Source organism: Geodermatophilus sp. SYSU D01186 (assembly GCF_054050215.1).
This window is the reverse complement of the sequence record NZ_JBJGYW010000002.1, coordinates 187886-211206: the sequence shown is the minus strand read 5'-3', so window position 1 is coordinate 211206 and position 23321 is coordinate 187886. Positions and strand designations below refer to the sequence as shown.

Here is a 23321-nt window from a genome sequence, read left to right as displayed (position 1 = left end):
GCTCACTCGTGCTTCGCTTCCCTGGACATGATCTCCTTCACCATCTGCGCCGCGGGGACGCCCTCGTGGCAGACCCGGACGACGGCCTCGGTGAGCGGCATCTCCACCCCGTGCGCCCGGGCCAGGTCGAGCACCGGCCGGCAGCTCTTGACGCCCTCGGCGACCTGCCGGGTGGTCTGCTGGACCTCCTCCAGCGTCATCCCGCGACCGAGCTTCTCCCCGAAGGTGCGGTTGCGCGACAGCGGCGAGCTGCAGGTGGCCACCAGGTCGCCCAGCCCGGCGAGCCCGGCGAAGGTCGTCAGCTCCGCGCCGAGGGCCGCACCCAGCCGGGCGGTCTCGGCCAGGCCGCGGGTGATCAGCGAGGCCCGGGTGTTGTCGCCGAAGCCCATGCCCTCGGTGATGCCGCAGGCCAGGGCGATGACGTTCTTCACCGCCCCGCCAAGCTCGCAGCCGACGAGGTCGCGGTTGGTGTAGGGCCGGAAGTAGGGGGTGTGGCAGGCGGCCTGCACCTGTGCGGCCCGCTCCTGGTCGGGACAGGCGATGACGGTCGCCGCCGGCTGCTCCTCGGCGATCTCCCGCGCCAGGTTGGGGCCCGACAGCGCCGCCACCCGTTCGGCGCCGGCGCCGGTGATCTCGCAGATCACCTGGCTCATCCGCTTGGTGCTGCCCAGCTCGATCCCCTTCATCAGCGACAGCAGCACCGCGTCGGCCGGCAGCAGGGGCGCCCACTCGGTGAGGTTGTCCCGCAACGACTGGGAGGGGACGGCGAGGACGACGATCTCCGCGCCGTCCAGGGCCTCGGCCGGATCGGTGGTGGCGCGCAGCCGCTCCGGCAGCGGGATGCCGGGCAGGTAGTCGGGGTTCTCCCGCGTCTCGCTGATCGCCCGGGCCAGCTCCGGACGCCGGGCGTGCAGCGTGACCGCGCAGCCGGCGTCGGCCAGCACCTTGGCGAAGGTGGTCCCCCACGAGCCGGCGCCCAGGACCGCCGCACGGGCGCCGCCCCGGCCCGGCACGGACCCGCTCACGCGGCGCTCTCCGGCGCGTCACCGGGGAGGGTGCGCCGAGGGCGGGGCGCGAAGAACGCCGTGGGCGCGGGCTCCCCGCGCACCTCGGCCAGCTGGTCGCGGACGGCGCCCATCATCCGGTCGGTGACCTCGCGCAGGAGCTCCCCGGTCACGGGCCGGCCGGCGCGCACCTCGGCGCGGAGGTCGGCGAGGTCGACCGGCTCGCCGACCAGGTACTCCGCCGGCACGCGCAGCCGCAGGTGCAGCTTCTTGGCGTGGTAGTCGTGCAGGCGCTGCGGGCCCCACTGCGCCACCGGGAGCACCACGGCGTCGGTGGTCAGCGCCAGCCGCGCCACCCCGGTGCGGGCCTCCATCGGCCACCAGTCGGGGTCCCGGGTGACCGAGCCCTCCGGGTAGATCACGACGACGTTGCCCGCGGCGAGGTCGGCCTCGGCCGCCGACAGCGACGTGCGGGCGTCGGCCGAGCCGCGGGCCACCGGGATCTGCCCGGCCGCGCGCAGGATCCGCCCGCCCGGCCCCTTGAACACCGACGACTTCGCCAGGAAGTGCGGCACCCGGCCGCAGTCCCAGACCAGCCGGGCGCAGGCGAGGGGGTCGACGACCGACACGTGGTTGGCCACCACCAGCACCGGCCCGGTGCGGGGGAAGCGCTCCGCGTGGCGGTACCGCAGCCGGAACACCAGCGCGGTCACCGGGTACACGGCGACGACGCACAGCCACAGCGCCGGCGGGAGGGGCTTCCGGGTGCGCCACCGGGACGGCGCTCGGCGCGCGGTCCCGGCCTCCGGGAACCGGTCGTGGCTCACCGGTGCCTCCCTCCTGCTGCTCCCGCGCACTCGCCGCACGGGATGTGATCTGCGTCCATGATCGGGCCTGCGCCCGTCCCCGCGCTCCACCGGGGTCCCGGCACGCCCCGCACGGGCCCACCACCGGCCGCTGCCCGGTGTGCTCACATTGTGGCCGTGCCCCCCTGGTCGGTCGTCGTCCCGGCGAAGCGGCTGACCGTCGCCAAGACCCGGCTGACCCCGCTCACCGGTGGTCCCGCCGGGCTCCCGGGCGCCGCCCACACCCGGCTGGTGCTGGCGCTGCTGGCCGACACCGTCAGCGCCGCGCTGGCCGCCGCCGCGGTCGCCGACGTCCTCGTGGTCACCGACGACCCCGACGCCACCGCCGTCGTCACCGCGCTCGGCGCCCGGACCGTCCCCGACGAGCCCGACCGCGGGCTGAACCCGGCCCTGGCCCACGGTGCTCGCGCCACCGGCGCGGGCGCCGTCGCCGCGCTCTCCTCCGACCTGCCCGCGCTGCGCCCCGAGGAGCTCACCGCCGCCCTCACCGCGGCGGGGACCGCCCCGCGCTGCTTCGTCGCCGACGCCCAGGGCACCGGGACGACCCTGCTGACCGCGGCCGGCGTCGACCTCGCCCCGGCGTTCGGGGCCGGGTCCGCGGCCCGGCACCGGGAGGGCGGGGCGGTGCAGCTGGCCGGTCCCTGGCCAGGGCTCTCCCGCGACGTGGACACCGCCGGCGATCTGCGTGCCGCCGTGGCCCTCGGTGTCGGCCGGCACACGGCGGCGCTGGTGGCAGGGGGCGGTCTGGCGGTCGGGTGAGCGGCACCCGCTGTTCACCTGGCTACGGCACGATGGCCACGTGGCGACTCCCCGACCCGCTCTGCCGGCCGACCGGTTCCTCAACCGCGAGCTGTCGTGGCTGGACTTCAACGCCCGGGTGCTCGAACTGGCCGAGGACGACGCCCTGCCCCTGCTGGAGCGGGTGAAGTTCCTGGCGATCTTCGCCAGCAACCTCGACGAGTTCTACATGGTGCGCATCGCCGGTCTGAAGCGCCGGCAGAGCACGGGGCTGACCGTGCGCTCCCCCGACGGGCTGACCATCCGCGAGCAACTGGCCCGCGTGACCGAGCGGACCCGGGAGCTGGTGCACCGGCACGGCGAGGTCTTCACCAAGGACATCACCTCGCGGCTGGAGGAGGCGGGGATCCGGATCGTGCACTGGGACGAGCTGGGCGACGCCGAGACCGCGCGGCTGCGCGACTACTTCCGCGACCAGGTCTTCCCGGTGCTCACCCCGCTGGCGGTCGACCCCGCGCACCCGTTCCCCTACATCAGCGGGCTCTCGCTCAACCTCGCCGTCTCCGTGCGCGACCCCGAGACCGGCGGCCCCCGCTTCGCGCGGCTCAAGGTGCCCAACAACGTGCCCCGGTTCGTGCCGGTCGACCCGTCCGGGACGGCGTCCGAGGCGGTCTTCCTCCCGCTGGAGGACCTCATCGCCGCGCACCTCCCGCAGCTGTTCCCCGGCCTCGACGTGCTCGACCACCACCTGTTCCGGGTCACCCGCAACGCCGACCTGGAGGTGGAGGAGGACCGCGACGAGGACCTCCTGCAGGCCCTGGAGCGCGAGCTCGCCCGCCGCCGGTTCGGCCCGGCGGTGCGCCTGGAGGTCGCCGAGTCCATGGACCCGCGGATCCTGCAGGTCCTCATCAACGAGCTGGAGGTCGACAAGGAGGACGTCGTCCGGGTGCCCGGCCTGCTCGACCTGGCCGCGTTGTTCGCCCTGTACGACCTGGACCGGCCCGAGCTCAAGGACGACCCGTTCGTGCCGGCCACCCACCCGCGGCTGTCGGAGGGCGAGACACCGAAGAGCGTCTTCGCCACGCTGCGCGAGGGCGACGTCCTGGTGCACCACCCGTACCACTCGTTCGCCACCAGCGTGCAGCGCTTCATCGAGCAGGCCGCCGCGGACCCGAACGTGCTGGCGATCAAGCAGACGCTGTACCGCACCTCCGGCGACTCCCCGATCGTCAACGCCCTCATCGACGCGGCCGAGGCCGGCAAGCAGGTCGTCGTCCTCGTGGAGATCAAGGCGCGCTTCGACGAGGAGGCCAACATCAGCTGGGCCCGGTCGCTGGAGCGGGCCGGCTGCCACGTGGTCTACGGGCTGGTCGGGCTGAAGACCCACTGCAAGACGGCGCTGGTGGTGCGCCGCGAGGGCAGCGTCATCCGCCGGTACTGCCACATCGGCACGGGCAACTACAACCCGAAGACCGCGCGCCTCTACGAGGACCTCGGCATCCTCACCGCCGACCCGCGGGTGGGCGCCGACCTCACCGACCTGTTCAACACCCTCACCGGCTACTCGCGGCAGACGACCTACCGCCGGCTCATGGTCGCGCCGCACGGGGTGCGTGCCGGCCTGATCGAGCGGATCCGCCGGGAGGCCCGCCACGCCGCCGAGGGCAGACCGGCCGGCATCCGGTTCAAGATGAACTCGCTGGTCGACGAGCGGATCATCGACGCGTTGTACGAGGCCTCCATCGCGGGTGTGCCGGTGGAGCTGTTCGTCCGCGGCATCTGCTCGCTGCGCCCCGGTGTGCCCGGGCTGTCCGAGAACGTCCGGGTGCGCTCCATCGTCGGCCGCTTCCTCGAGCACTCGCGGGTGATGAACTTCCGCAACGGCGGCGAGGGCGAGTGGTGGATCGGCAGCGCCGACCTCATGCACCGCAACCTCGACCGCCGCGTGGAGGTGCTGCTCCAGGTCTGCGACGAGCACGCGCAGCGGCTGCTGGGGAACGTCTTCGACCAGGCGATGGCCGACGACGTGCGCTGCTGGGAGCTCGGCGCCGATGCCGCCTGGACCCGCCGGGAGGGGCGGGACTACCAGGTCGGGCTCATGGAGCAGGTCGTCGCGCACGCGACCGGGGAGGCCTGATGGTCATCCGGGCCGCGGGCGGCGCGCTGTGGCGGCCGGCCGCCGACGGCGGGATCGAGACGGCCGTGGTGCACCGGCCGAAGTACGACGACTGGTCGCTGCCCAAGGGGAAGCTGGACGCCGGGGAGCACGCGCTCAGCGCCGCCGTCCGGGAGGTGGTCGAGGAGACCGGCCTGTCCGTCGTCGCCGGCCGCCGCAGCGTGCGCACCGAGTACGAGGTCGCCGAGGGTCCCAAGCGGGTCGACTGGTGGCTGATGCGGGTGGTCGGTGGGGAGTTCACGCCCAACCGCGAGGTGGACCGGCTGCGCTGGCTGCCGCTGGACGAGGCCGCCGCGCTGGTCAGCCACGAGGCCGACCGGGCGGTCCTCGCCGACCTCGGCCGCACCGGCGTCCCGCGGGAGCCGACCCTGCTGCTGGTCCGGCACGCCAAGGCCGGGAGCCGGGCGGACTGGGACGGCCCCGACGAGGAGCGCCCGCTGGAGGGCAAGGGACGCCGGCAGGCGCGCCGGCTGGCCGAGGTGCTGCCGCTGTTCGCGCCGACGGCGGTGCTCACGGCGCGGCGCACCCGCTGCCGGCAGACCGTGGAGCCGCTGGCCGAGCGGCTGGGGCTGGCGGTCGAGGACCTGCCGGAGCTCGGCGAGGAGGAGTACGACGCCGACCCGCAGGCCGGGCTGGCCGTCGTCGAGCGGCTGCTGGAACCGCGCGAGACGCCCGGCGTGACGGTCGTGTGCAGCCAGGGCGGGGCGATCCCGTCGGTGCTGATGAGCCTGGGGGTGCGCTGGGCCGGGGTGGCGGGAGCGCTGTGGCCCCCGGCGGCCAAGGGCAGCGTGTGGGCCCTCGGCGGCCGGCCGGGCGCGCTGGCGGCGGACTACTACCGCGACCTCGACCCCGAGAAGTCCGACGACCCCGGCACACCCGAGGGTGCGCCGGGGTCGCGGCCGGTTCAGGCGGGCAGGGCCGGGAGCGCCGTGGGCAGCCAGGGCTGACGCCCGGCCTCGTAGGCCTCGATGTCGGCCAGGTGCCGCTCGGTGAGCCCGACGTCGTCCAGGCCCTCCAGCAGCCGCCAGCGGGTGTAGTCGTCGATCTCGAACGGCACGGTGACGCCCGCGTAGCGGACCTCCTTGGCCTGCAGGTCGACGGTCACCTCGAGGGTGGGGTCGGCCTCGACCGCCGTCCACAGCGCCTCGACGTCGGCCTGCGGCAGCAGCACGGTGAGCAGCCCGGCCTTGGTCGAGTTGTTGCGGAAGATGTCGGCGAACCGCGAGCTGATGACCACGCGGAAGCCGCCGTCCATGAGCGCCCAGACGGCGTGCTCGCGGGAGGAGCCGGTGCCGAAGTCCGGGCCGGCGACGAGGACCGAGGCGTCGGCGTACTCCGGCTTGTTGAGCACGAAGTCCGGCTCGTTGGTGCGCCAGGAGACGAACAGGCCGTCCTCGAAGCCGGTGCGGGTGATCCGCTTGAGGTACTCGGCCGGGATGATCTGGTCGGTGTCGACGTTGGTCCGCCGCAGCGGGGCGGCGGTGCCGGTGTGCGTGGTGAAGGCGTCCATCGTGGTCAGACTTCCTGTCGGGGCGGCGGGGCGGGTGGTCAGACCGTCTCGAGGTCGGCGTCGTCCAGGTCGGCCGGAGCGGTGAGCTTGCCGGTCAGCGCGGTGGCCGCGGCGACGGCCGGGCTGACCAGGTGGGTGCGCCCGCCCTTGCCCTGCCGGCCCTGGAAGTTGCGGTTGCTGGTGGACGCCGAGCGCTCCCCCGGCTTGAGCTGGTCGGGGTTCATGCCCAGGCACATCGAGCACCCCGCGCCGCGCCACTCGGCGCCGGCCTCGGTGAAGACCTGGTCCAGGCCCTCGGCCTCGGCCTGCGCCTTGACCGCCACGGACCCGGGGACGACGAGCATCCGGGTGCTGGCGTCGATGTGCCGGCCGCGGAGCAGCTCGGCGGCGACCCGGAGGTCCTCGATCCGGCCGTTGGTGCAGGAGCCGAGGAAGACGGTGTCGACCTCGATCTCGCGCAGCGGCGTGCCCGGCGTCAGGCCCATGTAGGCCAGCGCGCCCTCGGCGTCGCGGCGGTCGTTCTCGTCGGCGATCTGCGCCGGGTCGGGCACGCTGGCCGAGATCGGCAGGCCCTGCCCCGGGTTGGTGCCCCACGTGACGAACGGCGTCAGGGACGCCGCGTCGATGTGCACCTCGCGGTCGAAGACGGCGTCCTCGTCGGTGCGCAGCGTCGTCCAGTACTCGACCGCGGCGTCCCAGTCGGCGCCCTGCGGGGCGTGCGGGCGGCCCTTCAGGAAGTCGAAGGTGGTCTGGTCGGGGGCGATCAGGCCCGCCTTGGCGCCGGCCTCGATCGACATGTTGCAGATCGTCATCCGGGCCTCCATCGACAGCTTCTCGATGGCGCTGCCGCGGTACTCGATGACGTGGCCCTGCCCGCCGCCGGTGCCGATCTGGGCGATGACGGCGAGGATGACGTCCTTGGCGCTGACGCCCGGGGGCAGCTCGCCGTCGACGGTGACCGCCATCTGCTTGGGCCGGTACTGCGGCAGCGTCTGCGTGGCCAGCACGTGCTCGACCTCGCTGGTGCCGATGCCGAAGGCCAGCGCGCCGAACGCGCCGTGCGTGGAGGTGTGGCTGTCGCCGCAGACGATGGTCATGCCCGGCTGGGTGAGTCCCAGCTGCGGGCCGATGACGTGCACGATGCCCTGGTCGCGGTCGCCCATCGGGGCCAGCCGGATGCCGAACTCGGCGGCGTTGCGGCGCAGCGCCTCGACCTGCGCGCGGCTGACCGGGTCGGCGATCGGCTTGAGGATGTCCAGCGTCGGGACGTTGTGGTCCTCGGTGGCCATCGTGAGGTCCGGACGGCGGACCGCGCGACCGGCCGCCCGCAGCCCGTCGAAGGCCTGGGGGCTGGTGACCTCGTGGACGAGGTGCAGGTCGATGAAGAGCAGGTCCGGCTCGCCGGCGGCGCTGCGCACGACGTGGGCGTCGTAGACCTTCTCCGCCAGGGTCTTCGGCACGGCTGGTCCCTCCTGGGTACGGATCTCGCACGGCGGCCTGCTGGCCATCCCATGGTGTGGGATGCGAGTATTGCTGTGTGGGACAGCCTAACCCCGTTGCCGTGCTGGACAAAGCAGTGGCCATCCTCCGCGCCGTCGCGGCCGAGCCCGCGACCCTCGCCGAACTGGTCGAGCGCACCGGCCTGCCCCGGGCGACCGCGCACCGGCTGGCCGTCGCCCTCGAGGGGCACCGCCTGGTCCGCCGCACCTCGGTCGGGGCGTGGGCGCCCGGTCCCGGGCTCGCCGAGCTGGGCCGCGGCACCGCCGACCTCGCCGAGATCGCCGGCCGGCACCTGGTGACCCTGCGCGACGCCAGCGGGGAGAGCGCGCAGTTCTACGTGCGCGACGGCGCCTCGCGGGTGTGCCTGGCCGCCGCCGAGCGGGCCCACGGCCTGCGCGACACGGTGCCGGTCGGGTCGCGGCTGCCGATGACCGCGGGCTCCGCCGCGCACGCCCTGCTCGCCTTCGCCCCGGCCGACGAGGTCACCCCGCTCCTGCCGGCGGCCAGCTTCACCGCCCGCACGCTGCTCGACGTCCGCCGGCGAGGCTGGGCGCACAGCGTCGCCGAGCGCGAGCCGGGGGTGGCGTCGCTGTCGGCGCCGGTGCGGGACGCCGCCGGCGGGGTGCTCGGGGCGGTGTCCATCTCCGGGCCGGTCGAGCGGCTGGGCCGGCGTCCCTCGCCGGAGATCGTCGGCGCCGTGCTCGAGGCGGCCGGCGCGATCTCCCGCGCCGCCCGCTGAGCCGCCCGTACGCGCCGCCCCTCCGGCGTTGATCATGGGACTGTCGCCGGCTCCGACGGTGCGTCGTCGCGAGTCGCGTGCACCGAGCCCGTGATCGCGGCGGGACGGCGCGCGGTGGATGCAGGAGGGTGTCAGGCGAGCCGGCGGGCTCCCGCAGCAGGAGTGACGGCGAAGGTCCGCGGCGCCCTGTACCCCTCCGCGGCGAAACGACCAGTGATCGCCGCCACGGTCCCGGCGGTCCGCGCGGCGTCGACCAGCACGATCGCGCTCCCGCCGAACCCGCCGCCGACCATCCGGGCGCCCGCGGCCCCGGCCTCCAGCGCGGTGGCCACGGCGGTGTCCAGCTCGGCGGTGGAGATCTGGAAGTCGTCGCGCAGCGAGGCGTGGCCGGCGGTCAGCACCGGGCCGATCGCCTCCGGCCGCCCGGCCCCGCGCAGGACGTCCACGACCTCCAGCACCCGCGCGTTCTCGGTGACGATGTGCCGGGCCCGGCGCAGCAGCACGTCGCCCTCGTGGGTGCCGTCGTCCAGGGGGGCCAGCGCGGCGACGTCCGGGACGTCGCGCAGCGCCGCCACCCCGAGCCGCTCGGCGGCCTGCTCGCACTCGCGGCGCCGGTCGCCGTAGCCGCCGGTGGCGTGGTCGTGGGTGGTGCCCGTGTCAACGACCAGCAGCTCCAGGCCGGCGGCCGCGAGGTCCAGCGGCACCTGCTCGCTGCGGCGGTCGCGGGTGTCGAGGAACAGCGCGTTGCCCGCCGTGCACAGCAAGGACGCGGACTGGTCGAGGATGCCCGTGGGCGCCCCGACGAAGTCGTTCTCGGCCCGCCGCGCGACGTCCACCAGGTCGGCGACGGCCAGGTCGGGTGCCGCGAGGTCGCGCAGCGCCAGGGCCACCGAGCAGGAGAGCGCCGCTGACGAGGACAGGCCCATGCCGGACGGGACGTCGCCGTCGACCAGCACGCTCACGCCGCCGGGAACGCGGTCGCGCAGCGCGTGCACGACACCGGCCGGGTACCCCGCCCAGCCGCCGGGCCGGCCCGGGGCCAGCTCGGCGACGGCCACCTCGACCCGGTCCCCCGGGTGCTGCAGCGAGACCAGGGCGACCACGCCGTCGTCCCGCCGGGCCACGGCGGCGCGGGTGGTGTGCGGCAGCGCGACCGGCAGCACGAAGCCCTCGTTGTAGTCGGTGTGCTCCCCGATCACGTTGACGCGGCCGGGGGCGGCCCACACCCCCTCCGGCTCGCCCCCGAACGCCTCGGCGAAGGCCCGGCGGGCCCGCTCGGCGGCGCTCACGGCACGTTCCGCAGCTGCTCGGCCACGTCCTCCGGTGTCGTGTCGCTGATGAACGCGCCCATCCCCGACTCCGAGCCCGCGAGGTACTTCAGCTTGCCCGGGGCGCGGCGCAGCGAGAACAGCTGCAGGTGCAGCCACCAGTCCTCCCGCCCCCGGCCCACCGGCGCCTGGTTCCAGGAGGCGATGTAGGGCATCGGGGTGTCGAAGCGGCGGGCGAACCGGCCGAGGACGTCGAGGTAGACCGCGGCCAGCGCGTCGCGCTCCTCGCCGGTGAGGGCCGGGAGGTCCGGCACCCGGCGGTGCGGGAAGAGCTGGAGCTCGTAGGGCCAGCGGGCCGCGGCCGGGACGAACGCCGTCCAGTGCTCGTTGGCGGCCACCACGCGGGGCCCGGAGCGCTCGGCGGCCAGGACGTCGGCGAACAGGTCCCCGCCGGTCTGCGCGCGGTGTCGTCCGACGGAGGCCAGCAGCTTCTCCACGCGCGGGGTCACGAACGGGTAGGCGTAGATCTGCCCGTGCGGGTGGGACAGCGTCACCCCGATCTCCTCGCCGGAGTTCTCGAAGACGTAGACCTGCGCCACGCCCTCGATGCCGGACAGCTCCGCGGTGCGCTCGGCCCAGACGTCGACCACGAGCCGGGCCCGAGCGGCGTCCAGGGTCGCGAAGGAGCGGTCGTGCTCGCTGGTGAAGACGACGACCTCGCAGCGGCCGAAACCCGGGCGCAGCTCGGTCAGCGGGGCACCGGGCGCCGCCGGCGGGACGTCGCGCTCGACGCCGGTGGCCAGCGACGGGAACCGGTTCTCGAAGACCACCACCTGGTAGTCGGCCTCCGGCACCTCCGTCGGGGGACGGCCGGGGCGGGCCGGGCACAGGGGGCACTGGTCGGCCGGCGGCAGGAAGGTGCGGGTCTGCCGGTGCGAGGCCAGGACGACCCACTCGCCGAGCAGCGGGTCCCACCGCAGCTGCGAGCGGGTGCTCACCGCCGGGAGGTCGCGCGGGTCCTCGGCCGTCCGCGCGGGGGCCGCGCCGTCGGCGTCGAAGTAGAGGATCTCGCGGCCGTCGGCCAGCCGCCGACTCGTCCGGATCACGTGCGCTCCCGCCCTCCTGCCGCCCGTCACTGTCCGTGAACGGCGAGCAGACGCTAGTCCTGGCCCGGATCGGGCGGCCACCCGGTGCCGGGAACGAGGAGAGCCCCCGGCCGGAAGGCCGGGGGCTCTCCCCTGCTGTAGCCCCGAAGGGATTCGAACCCTCGCTACCGCCGTGAGAGGGCGGCGTCCTGGGCCGCTAGACGACGGGGCCGTGCGGTACTGCGGTGGTGCTGGAGGAACAGGACTTCCTCGCTGGGGTACCAGGACTCGAACCTAGACTAACGGAACCAGAAACCGTCGGGCTGCCAATTACCCCATACCCCAAGGGCCGTGCTGCGCCTCGCGGCGCTGGACAACACCATACCCGATGCCCTGAGCCGGTTCCGGCACCCCCCAGGGTGACGGTCGTCGCAGGTCCCGGGCGTCGGTGACCGTCTCCGGCTGCAGCCGCCGCCGGGCACGGGCCACGAGCGCCACGTAGGCCGCCATGGCCAGCACGTCCACCGCGACCACCAGGACACCGGTGCCCGCCGGGACCGCGTCGGTGGTGACCCCCTCCCCCAGCCCGCCGGCCAGCAGGAAGACCAGCACGTTGTTGACCGCGTGGAGCACGATCGCCGCCTCCAGCCCGCCGGTCAGCCACACCACGGCGGAGGCGGCCAGCCCGAACGCGAACCGGTCGAGGAAGCTCCACACGTCCGGCGGCGCGTGCGCGGCGGAGAACAGCGCCGCGGTGACCACCCCCGCGACGACCGCACCGGCCCGCGGGGACCTGATCCAGCCGGCGATCGCCTGGCTGAGGTAGCCGCGGAACACGTACTCCTCGGCCGCCGACTGCAGCGGCGTGGTGAGGACCACGACGAGCACGAGCCAGACGTAGGACGACGACGGGCCGGTGACCTCGCCGCCCTCCAGCAGGAACCCCAGCAGCAGGGTGACCAGGATGCCGGCGCCCAGGGTGGGGAGGGTCAGCAGCGTCCAGGGCAGGAGCAGCCGCCAGCGCAGCCGGGCCAGCACCGACGACGACCAGCCCGGCCTCATGCCGTGCGCCGCCACCCAGGCCAGCCACACGATCGGGATGGCCACGATCAGCGACAGGTTGGTGATCAGCAGGACGCCGGGGTCGACCAGGTCGAGCAGCTGCAGGTCGGGGAACGCCCCGGTGACGTACGCGGCGAGCACCACGACGGTGGCCGCGACCGTGTAGACGACGGTGATGAGCAGCAGGCCCAGCAGCGGACGCCACCAGCGCCAGTCCCTCGAGCGCATGGCGCGCAGGTAGGGCACGGGGACGTCGTGCGGCGGGGTACCCGGCGGCGGCTCGAACCGCAGGCCCGGCGGCAGGCCCGGTGGCGGCACGGAGTGCGGGCCCGGCTGCAGGGGCACCGGGCCCAGCGGCCAGGCCACCGGCCCCGCCCACGCTCCGGTGGCCGGCAGGGAGTGCACGCCGTGCAGCGCACCCGGCACGTAGGGCGGCGCCCCGTAGGGCCCGGTCGGCGGCGGCCCCGTGTAGGGCTCGTCGTCGGCCGGGCCCGGTTCTCCGGGCGGCACCCACACCGTCACGGGGGGCCGGTCACCCGGGGACGGCGGCCCGGGCCGCGGCGAGGCGGGCCAGGGTCCGGTCGCGGCCGAGCAGCTCGATCGACTCGTAGAGCGGCGGGGAGACCGTGCGGCCGCTGACCGCCACCCGCACCGGCCCGAAGGCCTGCCGCGGCTTGCGGCCCAGCCCCTCCACGAGGGCGTCCTTGAGCGCGGTCTCGATGTCGGCCGTCGTCCACCCGGGCAGCTCGCGCAGCGCGGTGGTCGCGGCGTCGAGCACCTCGGCGGCGTCCGGGCCGGCCAGCTGCTTGTCCGCGGCGGCCGGCTCGATCTCCACCTCGTCGACGAACAGGAACCGCAGCAGGCCCACCGCCTCCGACAGCACGACCATGCGCTCCTGCGCCATCGGCGCGATCGCCCGCAGCACGCGGTCCTGCTCGGCCGTCGGCGGGTCGCTCACCAGCCCCGCGCCGGCGAGGAACGGGACGACGCGGGCGACGAACTCCTCGACGGGCAGCGCGCGCAGGTGCGTGGCGTTGATCGCCTCGGCCTTCTTCACGTCGAACCGGGCCGGGTTGGCGCTGACCCGGGTGACGTCGAAGGCCTCGACCATCTCGGCCATGGAGAAGATGTCGCGGTCCTCGGCGATGGACCACCCCAGCAGCGCCAGGTAGTTGACGAACCCCTCGGGGATGAAGCCGCGCTCGCGGTAGACGTCCACGTTGGACTGCGGGTCGCGCTTGGACAGCTTCTTGCTGCCCTCCCCGGTCACGTAGGGCAGGTGGCCGAAGCGTGGGGTGCCCGAGGCGACCCCGATCTCGGTCAGCGCCGCGTACAGGGCCAGCTGGCGCGGGGTGGAGGGCAGGAGGTCCTCCCCGCGCAGGACGTCGGTGACGCCCATCAGCGCGTCGTCCACGGGGTTCACGAACGGGTAGAGGGGCACCCCGTTGCCGCGCACGATGACGAAGTCGGGGACCGAGCCGGCGCCGAAGCGGACCTCACCGCGCACCAGGTCGGTCCAGACGAGGTCCTCGTCGGGCATCTTCAGGCGCAGCACCGGCTCGCGGCCCTCGGCCCGGAACGCGGCCTTCTGGGCGTCGGTGAGGAACCGGTCGGCGTTGTCGTAGCCGAGTTTGGGGTCCTGACCGGCGGCCCGCCGGCGCGCGTCGACCTCCTCGTTGCTGGAGAACGACTCGTAGGCGAACCCGGCCTCCAGCAGCCGCGCGGCCACGTCCCGGTAGATCTCGTGCCGCTCAGACTGGCGGTACGGGCCGTGCGGGCCCCCCACCTCCGGCCCCTCGTCCCAGTCCAGGCCCAGCCACCGCAGGCTGTCGAGCAGGTGCCGGTAGGACTCCTCGGAGTCACGGGCGGCGTCGGTGTCCTCGATCCGGAAGACGAAGGTGCCGCCGGTGTGCCGGGCGTGGGCCCAGTTGAACAGCGCCGTCCGGAGCAGGCCGACGTGCACCATGCCCGTCGGCGACGGGCAGAACCGGGTGCGGACGCCGCCCGTGGCGGGGACCGTCATCGCCCGCCACCGGCGGTGGAGACCGTGTCGGCCCCGGACACCGTGTTGGCCAGCGTCCCCAGCCCCTCGACGGTGACCTCCACGCGCTGGCCCGGCTGGATCGGCCCGACGCCCGACGGCGTGCCGGTGAGCACGACGTCGCCGGGGAGCAGGGTCATCACCTGGGAGATGTAGGAGACCAGGGTCGGGACGTCGAACAGCAGCTGGCTGGTGCGCCCCTGCTGGCGCAGCTCGCCGTCCACGGTGCAGGTGACCTCGAGGTCGGCGGGGTCCTTGCCCAGGCCGGGCAGGTCGGTCTCGATCCACGGCCCCAGCGGGCAGAAGGAGTCGAAGCCCTTCGCGCGGGTCCACTGGCCGTCGCTGCGCTGCATGTCACGCTCGGTGACGTCGTTGCCGATCGTGTAGCCGAAGATGCTGGCCGCCGCCTGCCCCGGGCTCACGTGCCGCGCGCCGCGGGCGCCGATGACGACGCCGAGCTCGGCCTCGTGGTGGACGTTGGTGCTGCCCGGCGGGATGCGGATGGCGTCGCCCGGGCCGATGACCGACGTCGAGGGCTTGAGGAAGAGCAGCGGCTCCTTCGGGGCGTCCCCGGTCTTCATCTCCTCGACGTGCGCGGCGTAGTTCTTGCCCACGCACACGACCTTGCTGGGCAGGATCGGCGAGAGCAGCCGGACGTCGGCCTGGGCGAAGCGCTGGCCGGTGAAGGAGATGGTGCCGAAGGGGTGGCCCTCGATCTGGGCGACCTGGCCGTCCCCGTCGAGGACACCGAAGGACATGCCCGAGGGCGAGGCGAAACGGACGATGCGCACGGGTCGAGGCTACTGACCCGCGGCCGGCGCGGTTCCCCCCTACGGTCGCCCCATGGCCTGCCGACTCAGCGAACTGGTCGTCGACTGCCGGGACCCCGAGGCGCTGGCCGCCTGGTGGGCGGAGGTCCTGGGCTACCGGGTGCTGTCCCGCGAGGACGGCGAGGTGGAGATCGGCCCCGAGGCCGGGTTCGGCGGTCCCGCGCCGACCCTGGTCTTCGGCCGGGTGACCGACCCGGCCCCTGGGAAGCCGCGGCTGCACATCGACCTGTCCCCGACCGACCGGGACCAGGACGCCGAGCTCCAGCGGCTGCTGGCTCTGGGGGCGACCCCCGCCGACGTCGGCCAGACTGGCGAGGAGGAGTGGCACGTCCTGGCCGATCCGGAGGGCAACCCGTTCTGCCTGCTGCGCCGGAGGCTCGACCCGCTGTAGCCCCGAGACCGAGGAGGACCCCGTGATCCTGATCGTCATCAAGTTCCCCGTCCGGCCCGACCGGATCGACGAGTTCCGGGCCAAGGCCGACGAGTACGCCGCGGCGGTGAACGCCGAGGAGGGCAGCCTGTTCTTCGAGTGGTCCCGCAGCGTCCTGGACCCGAACACCTTCGTCTGCATCGAGGGCTTCCGGGACTCCGAGGCCGGCGCCTCCCACGTGGCCACCCCGCACGCCAAGGCCGCCTTCGACTGGATGTCGGACCTCGTCGCGGAGCAGCCGCAGATCATCTACATCGACACCCCGGAGGTCAGTGGCTTCGGCCCGATGGGCGAGGTCCGGCCGAGGTGAGGCCGCCCGTGGGACAGTGACGCGGTGAACCGCGCCCTCGCGGTCCTCACCTGCGTCGCGCTGCTCACCGTGGCGGTGGAGGCGACCGGCACGGTGGACCCCTGGCTCGCCGTCGGGCTGGGGACCGTCTACGCCGTCCTGGCGGTGGCCGCCTCCCTGGGGACGGACCGGGTCCCGCCGGCCCGGCGGCGGCCGCTCGCGGTCGGCTACGTGCTGGTGCAGCTGACCCTCGGCACCCTGGTGTTCGGCGCGGCGGGGGCGGGCGTGGGCGCCACCCTCCTCCTGCTGGTCCTCGTCAGCCAGAGCGTCCTGCTGCTCCCGCTGCCCGCCGCGGTGCTCGTCACGGTCGCGGTCTCCCTGGTCCACCTGGGCATGGGCTGGGCCGACTTCCTGCGCAACAGCCTCGGGCTGCTGGGCGCGGCGGCCTTCACCGCCGTGGTGACCGAGCTGCTGCAGCGGGCCCAGCGGGCCCGCGCCGAACTGGCGGAGGCCAATGCCCTGCTGCGCGGGTACGCCGCCCAGGCCGAGGAGCTCGCGACCACGCGGGAGCGCAACCGGCTGGCCCGCGACATCCACGACGGCCTCGGCCACCACCTGACCGTCGTCCAGATGCAGGTGCAGGCGGCGCGGGCTGTGCTGCCCACCGACCCCGGCCGGGCCGACACCCTGCTGGCCAAGGCGCAGCACCAGGCCGGCGAGGCGCTGGCCGAGGTGCGCCGGTCGGTCGCCGCGCTGCGCGGACCGGCGTCCGCCCCGCCGCTGCGGGCGGCCCTGGAGGCGCTGACCGCCGAGGTGTCGGCCACGGGCCTGCCGGTCACGCTGGAGGTGGCCGGGCCGGAGCGCCGGCTGCCGGCGGAGTCGGAGGAGTCGTTGTTCCGCTCCGCCCAGGAGGGGCTGACCAACGTCCGCAAGCACGCCGGGGCGACCTGCGCCCGCGTGGCGCTGACCTACGGGGACGACGGCACCGTGCAGCTGGTGGTCCGCGACGACGGCCGCGGCCTGCCGGCTCCCCGCGACGGCACCGGGCAGGCCACCTTCGGACTGCTGGGCCTGCGCGAGCGCGCGGCCCGGGTCGGCGGGCGGGTGACCGTGGAGTCAACCCCGGGCTCGGGCACGTCGTTGCTGGTGGAGGTGCCCGGGTGAGCGCGGTCCGGGTGCTGGTCGTCGACGACCAGGCGCTGTTCCGCGAGGCGCTGGTGACCCTGCTCGACGCCCGCCCCGAGGTGGAGGTGGCCGGGGAGGCGGGCGACGGCGCCCAGGCGCTGGAGCGGGCGGCCGTACTCCAGCCCGACGTCGTCCTCATGGACCTGCACATGCCGGTGCTCGACGGGATCGCCGCGACCCGGCGGCTGCGGGTGGAGCAGCCGGGTGTCCGGGTGCTCGCCCTGACCACGTTCGACGACGACGAGGACGTGTTCGCCGCCCTGCGCGCCGGCGCCCTGGGCTACCTGCTCAAGGACGTCTCCGCCGACCGCCTGGTCGAGGCGGTGCTGTCCGCGGCCCGGGGCGAGTCGGTGCTCCAGCCCTCGGTGGCGGCCAAGGTGGTCGCCCGCTTCGCGCAGCTCGACGACGTCCCGCGGCCCCGCCCGCAGCCGCTGGTCGTGCCGCTGTCCGACCGCGAGCTCGACGTCCTCCGGCTCCTGGCCGAGGGGCGCAGCAACCGGGAGATCGCCGGGGCCCTGTTCCTCGCCGAGGGCACCGTCAAGAACCACGTGACCAACGTGCTGGGCAAGCTGGGCGCCCGGGACCGGACCCAGGCGGCACTGCGGGCCCGCGCCCTCGACCTGCTCTGACGGGGGTCATGGCCGGCCGTGACCCGGGACCATGACCTCCGGCACGTGGCACGGGCGGCCCGGCGCCCGACGCTCCCGGGCATGACGACGACACAGACCCCGCCCCGGACCACGCACAGCCGCGGCCGGCGCACCTGGCACGTGATCCGCCACTACCTGGAGATGGTCGTGGCGATGATCGTCGGGATGGTGGCCCTGGGCCCGGTCGTGGGGATGCTGTGGCCGGGCTGGGACGACCGCGTCGACGTCCACGCGATGGTCATGGCGACGACGATGGCGATCGGGATGGGCGCGTGGATGCGCTTCCGCGGCCACTCGTGGCGGGCGATCACCGAGATGTCGGCGGCGATGTACGTGCCGTTCGCCGTCCTGCTGTTCCCCTACTGGGCCGGCGCGGTGTCCGGGGACCTCCTGTTCACCGCCGGGCACCTGCTCATGCTCCCCGCCATGGCGCTGGCCATGCTCCTGCGCCCCTCGGAGTACACCCACTGAGCTCGCACGGAGGACGGCGCACCCCGGGGCACGGGGTGCGCCGTCGTGATCAGGACCGCCCGCTCACCGGGGCGCGGTGGCGGACGGCGTAGGTGAGGGCGTCGACCAGCGCGTGCCACGAGGCCTCGACGATGTTGGCGTGGACGCCGACGGTGGTCCACTCCCCCACGCCGTCGGTGGTGTCGACGAGCACCCGCGTGGTGGCGCCGGTGCCGCCCTTCCAGCCGAGGATGCGCACCTTGTAGTCGGCCAGCGACACATCGGCGAGGTGGGGGTACCGGCTCACCAGCGCCTGCCGCAGCGCGTTGTCCAGGGCGTTGACCGGGCCGTTGCCCTCCGCGGTGCTGATGACCCGGTCGGTCGTCCCGTCGTCGTTGGGCAGGTGCACCTTGACCGTGGCCTCGCTGACCACGACGCCGTTGCCCCAGTGCTCGACCGAGGTCTTGTAGCTCTCCAGCTCGAACAGCGGCGCCGGGGCGTCGGGCAGCTGGGCGCGCAGCAGGAGCTCGAAGGAGGCGTCGGCGGCCTCGAAGGACCAGCCGTCGGCCTCGAGCACCTTGACCTGGTCGACCACCCGGCTGATCACGTCGGCGTGCCCGTCGAGGTCCACCCCGAGCTCGCGGCCCTTGAGCTCGACCGAGGCGCGACCGGCCATCTCGGTGACCAGGATGCGCATGTCGTTGCCGACGACGGCCGGGTCGAGGTGGTTGTACAGCTCCGGGCTCACCTTGATCGCGCTGGCGTGCAGCCCCGCCTTGTGCGCGAACGCCGAGGCGCCCACGAAGGGCTGGTGGTCATCGGGGGCGATGTTGGCCAGCTCGGCGATGGCGTGGCTGACCCGCTGCAGCTCGGCCAGGCACGCCGGCGGCACGACCGGGAGACCCATCTTGGTGACCAGGTTGGCGATGAGGGCGAACGTGTCGGCGTTGCCCGCCCGCTCGCCGTAGCCGTTCGCCGTCCCCTGCACGTGGGTGACACCGGCCTCGACCGCGGCCAGCGAGTTGGCGACGGCGCAGCCGGTGTCGTCCTGGCAGTGGATGCCGAGCCTGCCGTCGACCCGCGACCGGACGTCGGCGACGACCCGGCCGATCCCCATCGGCAGCATCCCGCCGTTGGTGTCGCACATGACCCCGACCTCGGCGCCGGCGTCGAACGCCGCCTGCAGCACCCGCACGCCGTAGTCGCGGTCCTCGGCGTACCCGTCGAAGAAGTGCTCGCAGTCGAGGAACACCCGGCGGCCGTGGCCGACGAAGAACGCGACGGTGTCGCGGACCATCGCCAGGTTCTCCTCCAGTGTCGTCCGCAGCGCCTGGTGCACGTGCCGGACGTCGGACTTGGCGACCAGGCAGACGACCGGCGTCTCGGCGTCCAGCAGGGCGCGCACCTGGGGGTCGTCCTCGACGCGCACGCCGGCCTTGCGGGTGGAGCCGAAGGCCACCAGCTGGGCGTTGCGCAGCTTGAGCTCGGTGCGGGCCCGCGCGAAGAACTCGGTGTCCTTGGGGAGCGCCCCGGGCCACCCGCCCTCGATGAAGCCCACCCCGATCTCGTCGAGCAGCCGGGCCACGGCCAGCTTGTCGGCGACGGAGTAGCTGACGCCCTCACGCTGGGCGCCGTCGCGCAGGGTGGTGTCGAAGACGTGGAAGTCGAGGGCTGTGTCGAGGGACATCGAGTTCTCCAGGGGGACGAAACCGGCCCCGAACACGAAGAAGACCCCCCGGGAACGGGAGGTCTGCGCGCAGTCGGGAGGGGGACTGCGCGCTAGGCGATGATGATCAGGCCGGTGGGGTGCATCACGTCGAGTAAAGCACGCGCCCCGCCGTCCCCGGCACTCCCGTACCGGGGACGGCGGCGACGACGGTTCAGCCGCTGGCGAGCGCCGCGAGCCGGTCGCCGACCTCCGCGGTGCGGATCTGCGCCTGCGGGTCGCGGGTGGACAGGTCGAAGGCGACCGCGGCGTTGACCTTCCGGGCCTGCTCGGTGCGGCCGAGGTGCTCGAGCAGCAGGCCCACCGACAGCACCGTGGCGGTCGGGTCGGCCTTGCCCTGCCCGGCGATGTCGGGCGCCGAGCCGTGCACCGGCTCGAACATGCTCGGGTTGGTGCCCGAGGCGTCGAGGTTGCCGCTGGCGGCCAGCCCGATGCCGCCGGTCACGGCCGCGGCGATGTCGGTGACGATGTCGCCGAAGAGGTTGTCGGTGACGATGACGTCGTAGCGGCCCGGGTCGGTGATGAAGAACATCGAGGCGGCGTCGACGTGCTGGTAGGCGACGGCGACCTCCGGGAACTCCGCGGAGACCTCCTCCACCGTGCGCGACCACAGCGACCCGGCGTGGGTGAGCACGTTGGTCTTGTGGATCAGCGTGAGGTGCTTGCGCGGCCGGGCGACGGCGCGCTCGAAGGCGTACCGGACCACCCGCTCGACGCCGAACGCGGTGTTGAGGCTGACCTCGGTGGCCACCTCCTGCGGGGTGTCCTTGCGCAGGACCCCGCCGTTGCCCACGTAGGGGCCCTCGGTGCCCTCGCGGACGCACAGCATGTCGATCGGGCCGGGGGCGACCAGCGGGCTGGTGACGCCGTCGAAGAGCCGGGCCGGCCGCAGGTTCACGTGGTGGTCGAGCTCGAAGCGCAGCCGCAGCAGCAGGCCGCGCTCGAGGATGCCCGGCGGCACCCCGGGGTCGCCGACGGCCCCGAGCAGGATCGCGTCGTGCTGGCGGAGCTCGTCGAGCACCGTGTCGGGGAGCAGCTCCCCGGTCCGCTGCCACCGGGAGGCCCCGAGGTCGTAGGGGGTGCTCTCCACGTCGGGAGCCACCTCACGGAGGACCTTGAGGCCCTCGGCGACCACCTCCGGACCGATGCCGTCTCCAGGGATCACTGCCAGGCGCATGGCCACAGACCCTAGGTCAGCGCGGGGTGAGGTCCGCCGAGCGGGCCTCACGCGCGCCGATCCGGCCGGCGATGTCGCCGAGCAGCTCCGCGGGCACCGGGCTGTCCACGGTCACCGCCATTAGCGCCTCGCCACCGCGCTGGGTCCGGCTGACCTGCGCGCCGGCGATGTTGATGCCGGCCTCCCCCAGCGCGGCGCCCACGGTGCCGACGACGCCGGGCCGGTCGGTGTAGACGAAGAACAGCAGGTAGCCGGAGGGGTCCAGGTCCATGTCGAAGCCGTTGATCGCGACCAGCTTGGGCACCTGGTTCTTGCCGAAGAGGGTCCCCGAGACGGTGACCTCCGTGCCGTCGGCCATCGCGCCGTGCAGGCTGACCAGGTTGCGGTAGTCCGGGCTCTCCACGTCGCTGGTCAGGGCGACGTCCAGGCCGCGCTGCTCGGCGAACAGGGGGGCGTTGACGTAGGTGACCTGCTCCTCCACGACGTCGGAGAAGACGCCCTTGAGCGCCGCGAGCTGCAGCACGGAGTCGTCGAACTCGGCGATCTTGCCGCGCACCTCGACGGTGACCGACTGGGCCAGCCCGCCGGCGACCGCGGTGAACAGCCGGCCCAGCTTCTCGGCCAGCGGCAGACCCGGGCGGACGTCCTCGGCGACGACGCCGCCGGCCTGGACGTTGACCGCGTCGGGCACGAACTCGCCCTGCAGCGCCAGCCGCACCGAGTGGGCGACGGCAGTGCCGGCCTTGTCCTGGGCCTCGGTGGTCGAGGCGCCCAGGTGCGGGGTCACGACCGTGTTGGGCAGGCCGAACAGCGGGCTGTCGGTGCAGGGCTCGGTGGCGTACACGTCGAGGCCGGCGGCGCCCACCTGGCCCGACCGCAGCGCGTCGGCCAGGGCGGCCTCGTCGACCAGGCCGCCGCGCGCGGCGTTGACGATGATCACGCCACGCTTGGTGGTGACCAGCTCCGCGGCGCCGATGAGCCCGAGCGTCTCCGGCGTCTTCGGGAGGTGGACGGTGATGAAGTCGGCCTCGCGGAGCAGCTCCTCCAGCGACACCATCCGGACGCCGAGCTGCGCCGCGCGACCCGGCTGGATGTAGGGGTCGTAGGCGATGAGCGTGACCCCGAACGCGGCCAGGCGCTGGGCCACCAGCTGACCGATCCGGCCGAGGCCCACGACGCCGACCACCTTGTCGATGACCTCGACGCCGGTGAACTTCGACCGCTTCCAGGTGCCCTGGCGCAGCGACGCGTCGGCGGCGGGGATGTGCCGGGCGGCGGCCAGCAGCAGGGCCACGGCGTGCTCGGCGGCGCTGACGATGTTCGACGTCGGGGCGTTGACGACCATGACGCCGCGCTCGGTGGCCGCGGCGACGTCGACGTTGTCCAGGCCGATGCCGGCCCGGGCCACGACCTTGAGCTTCGGGGCAGCCGCGAGCGCCTCGGCGTCGATCTGCGTGGCGCTGCGGATCATCACCGCGGACGCGTCGGCCAGTGCCGGCAGCAGCGCGGCGCGGTCGGCGCCGTCGACGGAACGGATCTCGACGTCCCGCCCGAGCACCTCCAGCACGCTGGGCGCGAGTTCTTCGGCGATCAGGACGACGGGCGCGGGCGCAGTCACGGGACCACAGCCTAAGGACGCCGCTCCCCGCTCGGGCGACACCTCCCGCGAGGGGGGTGGGTGTGCTTGCCCACGCTGAGGTGCGCCGACATCCTGACCGCGCAGAGTCGGCACAGCCGGCGCCGACGGAGGAGACCATGAGCACCCACGACAACGAATCCGGCAGCAGCTCCGGCTCGCCCCAGTACGGCCAGAGCCCGCAGTACGGCCAGGACCCCCAGTACGGCCGGGGCCCGCAGTACGGGGAGGCCCAGCAGCCCGGGCAGTACGGCCAGTACGGACAGTACGGGCAGCAGCCCTACGGGCAGGGCCCCGGCCAGCAGTACCAGCCCTCGCCGTACGGCCAGGGCCAGGGCTACCCGCAGCAGTACGGCCAGGGCGGCTATCCCCAGCAGTACGGCGAGTACGGGCAGTACGGCCAGTCGGCGGTACCGGCCAAGCCCGGCGGCGTCGTCACCGCCGCCGTCCTCGGCTTCGTCTTCAGCGCGATCGGCGCCCTCGCGACTCTCGGCCTGCTGGCCGGCGGCGCGGTGTTCGGGTCGATCATCGACGACCTGGCCGAGGCCGACCCGACGGTCGGCGAGGTCGACTCCGGCGCGGTCACCGGCATCCTGGTCTTCTTCGGAGTCCTGGCGCTGGTCTGGACCGTGCTGATGATCTGGGGCTCGGTGTGGGCCCTGACCGGCCGCAGCCGCGTGCTGCTGCTCGTGGGCGGCTCCATCGCCCTGGCCTTCACCGCGCTCGGGCTCGTCACCAGCCTGGCCGACGCCGGCAACAGCGGCGTCGGCGGCATCATCACCAGCCTGCTGTTCTTCCTGGCGGCGCTGGCGATCGTCGTGCTGCTCGCGAGGAAGCCGGCCCCGGCCTTCTTCGCCGCCCACCGCGCCCGGCGCGGGCGCTGACCTGCGGCTCCGGGGGGCGGCAGCTCCCCGGAGCCGGACGGGCGGCCCCACACTCCGCCGCCCACCGTTCCGACG

At 74.3% G+C, this 23321-nt stretch carries 22 protein-coding genes and 2 tRNA genes; 10 read left to right on the top strand and 14 right to left on the bottom strand.

What is annotated here, in order from left to right; genetic code table 11:
- Nucleotides 1-2 precede the first annotated feature (2 nt).
- A complete protein-coding gene (locus ACI784_RS02420; RefSeq protein WP_456922162.1) occupies nt 3-1025 on the bottom strand; it encodes an NAD(P)H-dependent glycerol-3-phosphate dehydrogenase in 1023 nt (340 codons plus the stop codon).
- On the bottom strand, nt 1022-1831 hold the full coding sequence (locus tag ACI784_RS02415) for a lysophospholipid acyltransferase family protein (RefSeq protein WP_457012418.1): 810 nt from the start codon (nt 1829-1831) through the stop codon (nt 1022-1024). The genes ACI784_RS02420 and ACI784_RS02415 overlap by 4 nt, the downstream gene beginning before the upstream one ends.
- 156 nt (nt 1832-1987) lie before the next feature.
- Here ACI784_RS02415 and cofC point away from each other — a divergent pair, with 156 nt between their 5' ends.
- Genes cofC through ACI784_RS02400 form a run of 3 tightly spaced genes read left to right on the top strand, consistent with a single transcriptional unit; the run spans nt 1988 to nt 5731 of the window.
- Nucleotides 1988-2629 carry a 2-phospho-L-lactate guanylyltransferase gene (gene cofC, locus ACI784_RS02410; protein ID WP_456922164.1) on the top strand — a complete coding sequence of 214 codons (642 nt, stop codon included), beginning with the start codon at nt 1988-1990 and terminating at the stop codon, nt 2627-2629.
- 40 nt (nt 2630-2669) lie between these two features.
- Nucleotides 2670-4745, top strand: coding sequence for an RNA degradosome polyphosphate kinase (locus tag ACI784_RS02405; protein WP_456922165.1), 2076 nt, complete (start codon nt 2670-2672; stop codon nt 4743-4745).
- Nucleotides 4745-5731, top strand: a complete 987-nt coding sequence (locus ACI784_RS02400; protein WP_456922166.1) for an NUDIX hydrolase — start codon at nt 4745-4747, stop codon at nt 5729-5731. Before ACI784_RS02405 ends, ACI784_RS02400 begins: the two co-directional genes overlap by 1 nt.
- On the opposite strand, the gene leuD is transcribed toward ACI784_RS02400, so the two are convergent.
- Together leuD and leuC are read right to left on the bottom strand one after the other, a co-directional pair.
- Entirely contained in the window at nt 5689-6294 is a 606-nt protein-coding gene (gene leuD / locus ACI784_RS02395; RefSeq protein ID WP_456922167.1) for a 3-isopropylmalate dehydratase small subunit, read from the bottom strand. The genes ACI784_RS02400 and leuD overlap by 43 nt on opposite strands.
- A gap of 38 nt (nt 6295-6332) precedes the next feature.
- Nucleotides 6333-7754: a 3-isopropylmalate dehydratase large subunit gene (gene leuC, locus ACI784_RS02390; RefSeq protein WP_456922168.1), complete on the bottom strand. Its 1422-nt coding sequence runs from the start codon at nt 7752-7754 to the stop codon at nt 6333-6335.
- Between the two features lie 101 nt (nt 7755-7855).
- Between leuC and ACI784_RS02385 the strand changes: the two genes are divergently transcribed.
- Nucleotides 7856-8533 carry an IclR family transcriptional regulator gene (locus ACI784_RS02385; protein ID WP_456922169.1) on the top strand — a complete coding sequence of 226 codons (678 nt, stop codon included), beginning with the start codon at nt 7856-7858 and terminating at the stop codon, nt 8531-8533.
- A 131-nt stretch (nt 8534-8664) separates the two neighbouring features.
- Here the strand turns inward: ACI784_RS02385 and galK are convergent, their stop codons facing one another.
- From galK to ACI784_RS02350, 7 genes are all read right to left on the bottom strand, one after another.
- A complete protein-coding gene (galK, locus tag ACI784_RS02380) occupies nt 8665-9822 on the bottom strand; it encodes a galactokinase (RefSeq protein ID WP_457012417.1) in 1158 nt (385 codons plus the stop codon).
- Nucleotides 9819-10907 carry a galactose-1-phosphate uridylyltransferase gene (gene galT / locus ACI784_RS02375; protein ID WP_457012416.1) on the bottom strand — a complete coding sequence of 363 codons (1089 nt, stop codon included), beginning with the start codon at nt 10905-10907 and terminating at the stop codon, nt 9819-9821. Before galT ends, galK begins: the two co-directional genes overlap by 4 nt.
- Before the next feature lie 138 nt (nt 10908-11045).
- Nucleotides 11046-11118: transfer RNA gene (locus tag ACI784_RS02370), tRNA-Glu, on the bottom strand.
- A 41-nt stretch (nt 11119-11159) separates the two neighbouring features.
- Nucleotides 11160-11231: transfer RNA gene (locus ACI784_RS02365), tRNA-Gln, on the bottom strand.
- On the bottom strand, nt 11217-12470 hold the full coding sequence (locus ACI784_RS02360; RefSeq protein ID WP_457012415.1) for a CPBP family intramembrane glutamic endopeptidase: 1254 nt from the start codon (nt 12468-12470) through the stop codon (nt 11217-11219). The genes ACI784_RS02365 and ACI784_RS02360 overlap by 15 nt, the downstream gene beginning before the upstream one ends.
- Before the next feature lie 10 nt (nt 12471-12480).
- Complete coding sequence (gene gltX / locus ACI784_RS02355) at nt 12481-13971, bottom strand: glutamate--tRNA ligase (protein WP_456922173.1); 1491 nt, start codon at nt 13969-13971, stop codon at nt 12481-12483.
- Nucleotides 13968-14780, bottom strand: coding sequence for a fumarylacetoacetate hydrolase family protein (locus ACI784_RS02350; RefSeq protein ID WP_456922174.1), 813 nt, complete (start codon nt 14778-14780; stop codon nt 13968-13970). Before ACI784_RS02350 ends, gltX begins: the two co-directional genes overlap by 4 nt.
- 52 nt (nt 14781-14832) lie before the next feature.
- On the opposite strand from ACI784_RS02350, the gene ACI784_RS02345 reads away from it, so the two are divergent.
- The 5 genes from ACI784_RS02345 to ACI784_RS02325 all read left to right on the top strand — a co-directional run bounded on the left by ACI784_RS02345 (nt 14833) and on the right by ACI784_RS02325 (nt 17844).
- Nucleotides 14833-15210, top strand: a complete 378-nt coding sequence (locus tag ACI784_RS02345; protein WP_456922175.1) for a VOC family protein — start codon at nt 14833-14835, stop codon at nt 15208-15210.
- A gap of 22 nt (nt 15211-15232) precedes the next feature.
- The gene (locus ACI784_RS02340; RefSeq protein WP_456922176.1) at nt 15233-15559 is read left to right on the top strand and encodes a putative quinol monooxygenase; all 327 of its coding nucleotides are present in this window, start codon (nt 15233-15235) and stop codon (nt 15557-15559) included.
- A gap of 24 nt (nt 15560-15583) precedes the next feature.
- Nucleotides 15584-16702, top strand: coding sequence for a sensor histidine kinase (locus ACI784_RS02335; protein ID WP_456922177.1), 1119 nt, complete (start codon nt 15584-15586; stop codon nt 16700-16702).
- On the top strand, nt 16699-17352 hold the full coding sequence (locus tag ACI784_RS02330; RefSeq protein ID WP_456922178.1) for a response regulator: 654 nt from the start codon (nt 16699-16701) through the stop codon (nt 17350-17352). The genes ACI784_RS02335 and ACI784_RS02330 overlap by 4 nt, the downstream gene beginning before the upstream one ends.
- Nucleotides 17353-17433: 81 nt before the next feature.
- Entirely contained in the window at nt 17434-17844 is a 411-nt protein-coding gene (locus ACI784_RS02325) for a hypothetical protein (RefSeq protein ID WP_456922179.1), read from the top strand.
- A gap of 49 nt (nt 17845-17893) precedes the next feature.
- Here the strand turns inward: ACI784_RS02325 and cimA are convergent, their stop codons facing one another.
- The 3 genes from cimA to serA all read right to left on the bottom strand — a co-directional run bounded on the left by cimA (nt 17894) and on the right by serA (nt 22344).
- Nucleotides 17894-19510: a citramalate synthase gene (cimA, locus tag ACI784_RS02320; RefSeq protein WP_456922180.1), complete on the bottom strand. Its 1617-nt coding sequence runs from the start codon at nt 19508-19510 to the stop codon at nt 17894-17896.
- 193 nt (nt 19511-19703) lie between these two features.
- Nucleotides 19704-20726 carry a 3-isopropylmalate dehydrogenase gene (locus tag ACI784_RS02315; RefSeq protein WP_457012414.1) on the bottom strand — a complete coding sequence of 341 codons (1023 nt, stop codon included), beginning with the start codon at nt 20724-20726 and terminating at the stop codon, nt 19704-19706.
- Nucleotides 20727-20742: 16 nt separating this feature from the next.
- The gene (gene serA, locus ACI784_RS02310; protein WP_457012413.1) at nt 20743-22344 is read right to left on the bottom strand and encodes a phosphoglycerate dehydrogenase; all 1602 of its coding nucleotides are present in this window, start codon (nt 22342-22344) and stop codon (nt 20743-20745) included.
- 137 nt (nt 22345-22481) lie between these two features.
- On the opposite strand from serA, the gene ACI784_RS02305 reads away from it, so the two are divergent.
- On the top strand, nt 22482-23246 hold the full coding sequence (locus ACI784_RS02305; RefSeq protein ID WP_456922183.1) for a hypothetical protein: 765 nt from the start codon (nt 22482-22484) through the stop codon (nt 23244-23246).
- Nucleotides 23247-23321 lie beyond the last annotated feature (75 nt).